Source organism: Sphingobium sp. YR768, from assembly GCF_900111125.1.
Classification (GTDB): domain Bacteria; phylum Pseudomonadota; class Alphaproteobacteria; order Sphingomonadales; family Sphingomonadaceae; genus Sphingobium.
Genome location: NZ_FOGE01000002.1, coordinates 107194 through 114667 on the forward strand (window position 1 = coordinate 107194; position 7474 = coordinate 114667).

Genomic DNA, 7474 nt, shown 5'->3' on the forward strand with positions numbered 1-7474 from the left:
TAACCGATAAGGGGAACCCCGTGAAAATCGCAATTTCCATGGCCGCGCTTGCGGCCGCCCTCGTTGCTTCGCCGGTGCAGGCGCAGCGGGCGCCTGCTGCTACGCAATCGCCCACGCCCACCGCTGCTGATGCGGAGGCCTTTCTGGCCAAGGCTGAACAGACATTGTTCGACCAGTCGATCGTCAGTGGCCGGGCCGCGTGGATCAACGCCACCTATATCACTGATGATACCGATGCGATGGCATCCTATTTCGGCGCGATCGATACCAAGATGCGGGTCGACTATGCGCTGGACGCAGCGAAATATGCGACCGCGCCGGGCCTGTCCGAAGAAACGAAGCGCCGGCTGACGCTGCTGCGCACGGCGCTGACCCTGCCGGCCCCGACGACGCCGGGCGCGGCCGAGGAACTGAACGACCTCGCGACCCGCCTCCAGTCCGCCTATGGCAAGGGGAAGGGCACGCTGAAGGGGCAGCCGATCAACGGCAGCGACATCGAAGAGCAGATGGGGGAAAACCGCAACCCCGAAGAATTGAAGGAAATGTGGGTCAGTTGGCATGACAATGTCGGCGCGCCGATGCGGTCCGATTATGCCAAGCTGGTGAGCATCGCCAATGCCGGGTCGAAAGAACTGGGCTTTGCCGATACAGGCGCGATGTGGCGCTCCAAATATGACATGCCCGCCGCCGATTTCGCCAAGCTGACGGACAAGATCTGGGGCGAAGTGAAGCCGCTCTACGACCAGCTTCATTGCTATACCCGCACGAAGCTGAACGAGAAATATGGCGATGCGGTCCAGCCCAAGACCGGGCCGATCCGCGCCGACCTGCTGGGCAATATGTGGGCGCAGGAATGGGGTAATATCTATGATATCGTCGCACCCGATGGCGCCGGCGATCTGGGCTATGACGTCACCGATCTGCTCAAGGCCAAGGATTATGACCAGACCCGCATGGTGAAGGCGGGCGAAGGCTTCTACAGTTCGCTCGGCTTTGAAAAGCTGCCGCAGAGCTTCTGGGATCGCTCACAGATCGTGAAGCCACGCGACCGCGAAGTCGTGTGTCACGCATCCGCCTGGGATCTCGACAACAAGAATGATATCCGCATCAAGATGTGCACCAAGGTCAATGGCGACGATTTCGTCACCATTCACCACGAACTCGGTCACAATTATTATCAGCGCGCCTACCAGATCCAGAAGCCGCTCTATCTGGATGGCGCCAATGACGGCTTCCATGAGGCCATCGGCGACTTCATCGCCCTGTCGATCACGCCCGACTATCTGGTGAAGATCGGCCTGCTCGATCCGGCGAAGGTGCCGGGCGCCGACAAGGATCTGGGCCTGTTGCTGCGGCAAGCGATGGACAAGGTCGCCTTCCTGCCCTTCGGCCTGTTGATCGACAAATGGCGCTGGGGCGTCTTCGACGGATCGATTCCCGAAAGCCAGTATGAAAAGGCGTGGACCGACCTTCGCACCCAATATCAGGGCATCGTCCCACCGGTGTCCCGTGACGAGACGAAGTTCGACGCGGGCGGCAAGTTCCATATTCCCGGCAACACGCCCTATGCGCGTTACTTCCTGGCCCGCGTTCTGCAGTTCCAATTCTATGAAGCAGCATGCAAGCAGTCCGGCTGGACCGGCCCGCTCCACCGCTGCTCTTTCTATGGAAACAAGGAAGTAGGCGCCAAACTTAACGCCATGTTGGAAATGGGCGCGTCAAAGCCTTGGCCCGACGCGCTGCAAGCCTTCACCGGCAGCCGTGAAATGTCGGGCAAGGCATTGGTCAATTATTTCGCGCCGCTCCAGAAGTGGTTGATTGCGCAGAATAAAGGCAAGTCCTGCGGCTGGTAAGCCGGAGTAAATCTTGGTAAACGGCTGCCGCATGAACGCGGCAGCCATTCTTTTATCCCTGCTTTTTGGTACCGCCACCGTAATGACGGTGGCGATGACCGTGGCCTGGCTTCACTTCGGCCGGCAGAGGCACGTCCTGACCTGGACCGCTTCCTATGCAGTGGGAATGCTGCAATGGATAGCCAATGCCGGCGGCTATTTCCTGAAGAGCCCCGGCTGGTTCATCGTGACCGGTGTCGGGTTGATCATCAGCGGATCGCTGCTCGCCATCGGCGTGCGGCAACGCTCGGGCAAGCCATTGCGCCTGCCGGCCTTCGCCATACCGGCTGCGCTGGCAACGCTGGGCATGGGGCTGGCCATCGGTCCGGTCGGCAGCCAGATCATGCAGGGCCTGATCATTCCGACCTATGTCGGCGTCTTGCTGGCAGTCAGCGCGATTTCTCTCTGGCCAAGGGATCGGCGCTTCACCCCGCCGGAACTGGTCTTCTTCGTCGCCCTGCTTGCCTTCGCGCTGGTTCAGCTTGCCCTGGCGGGATCGGCGTTGCTGATCCGTGGGCCGGAGATCGGCAAGGACCTCTATCGCCTGATCTTCAGCATCTTCATGCCGACCATCTATGTCGCGACCGCCGTTACCGCCGTGCTGGTGGTGGCGGGCGATCTGGCCCAGCAATTGCGCAAGCAGATCCGCCATGATCCCCTGACGCAGGTGCTCAACCGGCGCGGGCTGGACGAAGCGGCGGCGCAGGCGATCGCGCAGGCGCGCAGGCACAAGCGGCGGCTGGCGCTGGTCGTCTGCGATCTGGACGGATTCAAGGCGCTGAACGACGGCCATGGCCATATTGCCGGGGATCAGGCGCTGCGGGGCTTTGCGGCCCTGCTGGTCAGTGCGGTGCGTCGCGGCGATGTCGTCGGGCGTCTGGGCGGCGACGAATTTGGCCTGCTATTGCTGGATACGGCCGACGTCTGCGCCGCTGAAGTCATGGAGCGGGTGCGCGCGGAGGTTGCCCATCTGGCACTGGCCGACGTGCCCGTTACCGGCCTTCGCGCCAGTTTCGGCGTGACCGAACTGACCGACACCGACATGTATCTGGAGGATATGTTCGCCCGCGCGGATGCGGCCCTCTATTCCGCCAAGAAGGACGGTAAGGACCGCATCACCATCTGGAGCGAAGCCGCTTAGAGCCGCCAATCCGATTGCATCGGATCGACGGCTCTAAGCCCTTGATTGGTCGCGTTTTCCGAGTCAGCAGACGATAGCGTCTGCTTCGAAAATGCTTTAACGGAAAGGCGGCTCGTTGAAGGCGCGCAGCTTGCGGCTGTGCAGCTTCGCCCCTTCCTGTCGCAGCAGCTCGCACGTCATCAGGCCGACGCGAAGATGCCCGGCAATGGCTTCCTCATAGAAACGATTGGCCTGCCCCGGCAGCTTCAATTCACCGTGAATGGGCTTGTCCGACACGCAGAGCAGCGTCCCATAGGGCACACGGAAGCGATAGCCCTGCGCCGCGATCGTCGCCGATTCCATGTCGATGCCCACTGCCCGCGACAGGCTGAAACGCAGCGCCGAACTGGAATAACGCAATTCCCAGTTGCGGTCGTCGGTCGTGACAACCGTCCCGGTGCGCAGCCGCCGCTTGAAATCCTCCGGATCGCCACCGCCCAGCACCGCTTCGGCCGCACTGGCCATCGCCACCTGTACTTCGGCGATCGCCGGCACCGGGATTTCGGGCGGCAGCATCTCGTCCAGCACATGGTCGTCGCGCAGATAGGCGTGCGCCAGCACATAGTCGCCAATCCGCTGGCTGGGGCGCAGGCCGCCGCAATGGCCGATCATCAGCCAGGCTTCCGGGCGGACGACGGCGAGATGGTCGCAGATCGTCTTCGCATTGGACGGGCCGACGCCGATATTGACCAGGGTGATGCCACTGCGGTCGGGCGCGATCAGGTGATAGGCCGGCATCTGATGCTTGCGCCACGCGCTGTCGGCGATCATCTGCGCGGGATCGGCCGTCTCTGGCGTCACATAGACGCCACCGGCGCCGGACAGAGCGGTAAAGCGGCTGTCGGGCCGCTGCAATTCCTTGCAGGCCCAGTCCACAAATTCGTCGACATAGCGATGATAGTTGGTGAACAGGATATAGCGCTGCACATGCTCGGCCGGCGTGCCGGTATAATGTTTCAGCCGCGCCAGCGAGAAATCGGTGCGCAACCCGTCAAACAGGGCCAGCGGGCGATCGCCATCGATATCCGGCGTGAACAGCCCGTCGGCAATCTCGTCGCCAATCTCGGCCAGTTCCGTCGCCGGGAAGTAGCGCGCCAGTTCGGTCGGCGGGGTGCCATCCAGCGCGTTAATGTCCAGACCGTCGAGCACATAGGGGAAGGGTATCTGCTGATCGCTGAGGCCCACCTCCACCTCGACGCCATAGTCGCGGACCAGCAGATCGACCTGTTCGGCCAGATAATCAGCAAACATCGCCGGGCGCGTGATGGTGGTGACATAGCGGCCGGGCTTGGAAAGCCGGGCGAAGGAGCGGCCGGGAGGCGGCGCCTGATTATCATCCCGATAGGTGATACGCAGTTCGGGATAGCAGAAACGCCGGTCAGTTCGTGCCTCGGGCGGCGGGATGCTGCCGTCGCGGGCGTAAGCGCGCATCGCCTCGCGCAGGGTTTCGATGGATGTCTGGTAGATTTGGTCGAGTTGCGCGACCGTCGCGGTGCCGATGCTTTGTGTCATCGCCTCCTGTTACCGTCTTTGCATGAAGGAAGGAAGACCGGCTGCAATATTGCGCGCCGGATTATCCATCCGGCGCGCAAATTCTGTCAGATCAGAGCTGTTCCAGCATGAAGTCCGCCGACGACACCTTGAAATCGCCCGGCGCCTCGACATTCAGCTCCTCGACCACGCCGTCCTTGACGATCATCGAGAAACGCTGGCCGCGCGTGCCCAGGCCGAACTTGCTGCCGTCCATCGTCAGGCCAACGGCCTTGGCGAAATCGGCATTGCCATCGGCCAGCAGCGTCACCTTGCCCTCGGCGCCGGCGGACTTGCCCCAGGCTCCCATGACGAAAGCGTCGTTGACGGCGGTGCAAGCGATCTCATCGACGCCCTTGGCCTTCAATGCTTCGGCCTTGTCGATGAAGCCGGGCAGATGCTTGGCCGAGCAGGTCGGCGTGAAAGCGCCGGGGACGGAGAAGATGGCGACCGTCTTGCCGGCGAAAAATTCGTCCGATGCCACGGCTTCGGGGCCGTTTTCGGTCATCTTGGTGAAGGTCGTGCTGGGAAGGCGTTCGCCCTTGGTGATGGTCATGCTTATTCTCCTGGCCTGTGAACCGGCGGCGGAGGTCGGCGCTGGCGGCCGGGCTGTCAAGACGCCAGCGGGAATATGTCATTCTGCCCTGCCCTTAAGGTCACCCGTTCTTGGCAAGGGCCTGAGAGAGGCTATATTCGATCCATGAACCAGACGCGCTTCTATGGTGGCCATTTCCTGCTCGCCCTGCCGGGGATGCAGGACACGCGCTTCGATCATTCGGTCATCGCCATGTGCGTGCATGACGCGCAGGGCGCGCTGGGTATCGCCGTGCATGAAGAGATGGAGGGCGTGCGGCTGCGCGACCTGCTGGAAAGTTTCGATATCGATGGCAGCAAGGTCGGCGATGTACCCGTGCTGCGCGGCGGCCCGGTAGAGCCGCGGCGCGGTTTCGTGCTGCATTCGCTCGACTGGGCGGGGCAGGACATGGTGCAGGTCGACAAGCAATGGGGCCTGTCGGGATCGCTCGACATATTGAAGGCGATTGCGGAGGGGCGCGGTCCCAGTCGCTATCTGGTCGCGCTGGGCTATGCCGGATGGGGCGCCGGGCAACTGGAGACGGAGATGACAGGCGAAAGCTGGTTCCTCGCTCCGGCCAGCAGCAGCCTGCTGTTCGACACCCCTACGCGCGGCAAATGGTCGGCCATTTTCGCGGCGTCCGGGATCGATTCGAGCCATCTGGTGAGCGGCGCCGGATCGGCCTGATCCTGCGACCGACTACATAAAGAAATCTTTATATTGGGTTGTCAGCCTTGCCTGCGATTGGTAAGGCCCAGCATATCGCCCCGTCCGGCCTGTGCCGGGCAGGGCCCCATTCTTAGCTGACGGAGATACGCTCGTGGCCACTGCACCCGCCACCCAGGCGCAGGATTATGTGATCGCCGATATCGCCCTTGCCGCCTTTGGCCGCAAGGAAATCGAGATCGCCGAAACCGAAATGCCCGGCCTGATGGCCCTGCGCGCCGAATTCGGTGCGTCGCAGCCGCTCAAGGGCGCGCGCATCACCGGTTCGCTGCACATGACCATCCAGACCGCCGTGCTGATCGAAACGCTGACCGCGCTGGGCGCGCAGGTTCGCTGGGCGACCTGCAACATCTATTCGACGCAGGACCATGCCGCCGCCGCGATCGCCGCGTCCGGCGTGCCCGTCTTCGCGATCAAGGGTGAAAGCCTTCAGGAATATTGGGACTATGTCGAACGCATCTTCGACTGGCACAATGACGACAGCGGCGTTTGCAACCTGATTCTGGACGATGGCGGCGACGCCACCATGTTCGCGCTGTGGGGCGCGCGCGTCGAAGCAGGCGAAGAGCTGTTCACCCCGTCGAACGAAGAAGAAGAAATCTTCTGTTCGGTGCTGAAGCGCGTTCTGGCCGAACGTCCGGGCTTCCTGACCAAGACGGTCCAGTCGATCAAAGGCGTGTCGGAAGAAACCACCACCGGCGTGCATCGCCTGTATGAACTGTCGAAGAAGGGCAAGCTGCCTTTCCCGGCGATCAACGTGAACGACAGCGTCACCAAGTCGAAGTTCGACAATCTCTATGGTTGCAAGGAATCGCTGGTCGACGCGATCCGTCGCGGCACCGACGTCATGCTGGCCGGCAAGGTCGCCTGCGTCGCCGGTTTCGGTGACGTCGGCAAGGGGTCTGCCGCGTCGCTGCGCAATGGCGGCGCCCGCGTTCTCGTGACCGAAGTCGATCCGATCTGCGCGCTTCAGGCCGCGATGGAAGGCTATGAAGTCGTGACGATGGAAGAAGCCGCGCCCCGCGCCGACATCTTCGTCACCGCCACCGGCAACGAAGGCGTCCTGACCGTCGATCATATGCGCGCCATGAAGAATATGGCGATCGTGTCGAACATCGGCCATTTCGACAGCGAAATCGAAATCGCCGGCCTGTCCAACATGAAGTGGACGGAAATCAAGCCGCAGGTCGACGAAGTCGAATTCCCCGACGGCAAGAAGATCATCGTTCTGTCGAAGGGCCGTCTGGTCAACCTGGGCAACGCCACCGGCCACCCCAGCTTCGTCATGTCGGCCAGCTTCACCAACCAGACGCTGGCCCAGATCGAACTGTGGACCAAGAGCGAGACGTACAAGAACGACGTCTATGTCCTGCCCAAGCATCTGGACGAGAAGGTCGCCGCGCTGCACCTGGAAAAGCTGGGCGTGAAGCTGACCCAGCTCAGCCAGCGTCAGGCCGACTATATCGGCGTGCCGGTGGAAGGCCCGTTCAAGCCCGACCATTACCGCTACTAAGATAGCGACGCCGCAAGGCAGATCGGAAAGGGAGGCGGCAACGCCTCCCTTTTTTCTTG

The 7474-nt window shown here is 62.2% G+C and carries 6 protein-coding genes; 4 read left to right on the top strand and 2 right to left on the bottom strand.

Annotation, left to right across the window (positions count from 1 at the left end; all coding sequences use genetic code 11):
- Positions 1–20 precede the first annotated feature (20 nt).
- A complete protein-coding gene (locus BMX92_RS02920; protein WP_093011614.1) occupies positions 21–1853 on the top strand; it encodes a M2 family metallopeptidase in 1833 nt (610 codons plus the stop codon).
- Between the two features lie 31 nt (positions 1854–1884).
- Positions 1885–3033 (top strand): GGDEF domain-containing protein, encoded by a 1149-nt coding sequence (locus tag BMX92_RS02925; RefSeq protein WP_093011617.1) that lies wholly within the window; start codon positions 1885–1887, stop codon positions 3031–3033.
- Between the two features lie 96 nt (positions 3034–3129).
- On the opposite strand, the gene BMX92_RS02930 is transcribed toward BMX92_RS02925, so the two are convergent.
- Together BMX92_RS02930 and BMX92_RS02935 are read right to left on the bottom strand one after the other, a co-directional pair.
- Complete coding sequence (locus tag BMX92_RS02930) at positions 3130–4584, bottom strand: AMP nucleosidase (protein WP_093011620.1); 1455 nt, start codon at positions 4582–4584, stop codon at positions 3130–3132.
- Positions 4585–4675: 91 nt separating this feature from the next.
- Positions 4676–5158: a peroxiredoxin gene (locus BMX92_RS02935; protein WP_093011623.1), complete on the bottom strand. Its 483-nt coding sequence runs from the start codon at positions 5156–5158 to the stop codon at positions 4676–4678.
- Between the two features lie 144 nt (positions 5159–5302).
- On the opposite strand from BMX92_RS02935, the gene BMX92_RS02940 reads away from it, so the two are divergent.
- Together BMX92_RS02940 and ahcY are read left to right on the top strand one after the other, a co-directional pair.
- Positions 5303–5863, top strand: a complete 561-nt coding sequence (locus BMX92_RS02940) for a YqgE/AlgH family protein (protein WP_093011626.1) — start codon at positions 5303–5305, stop codon at positions 5861–5863.
- A 133-nt stretch (positions 5864–5996) separates the two neighbouring features.
- On the top strand, positions 5997–7415 hold the full coding sequence (gene ahcY, locus BMX92_RS02945) for an adenosylhomocysteinase (RefSeq protein WP_093011629.1): 1419 nt from the start codon (positions 5997–5999) through the stop codon (positions 7413–7415).
- The last annotated feature ends 59 nt before the right edge of the window (positions 7416–7474 follow it).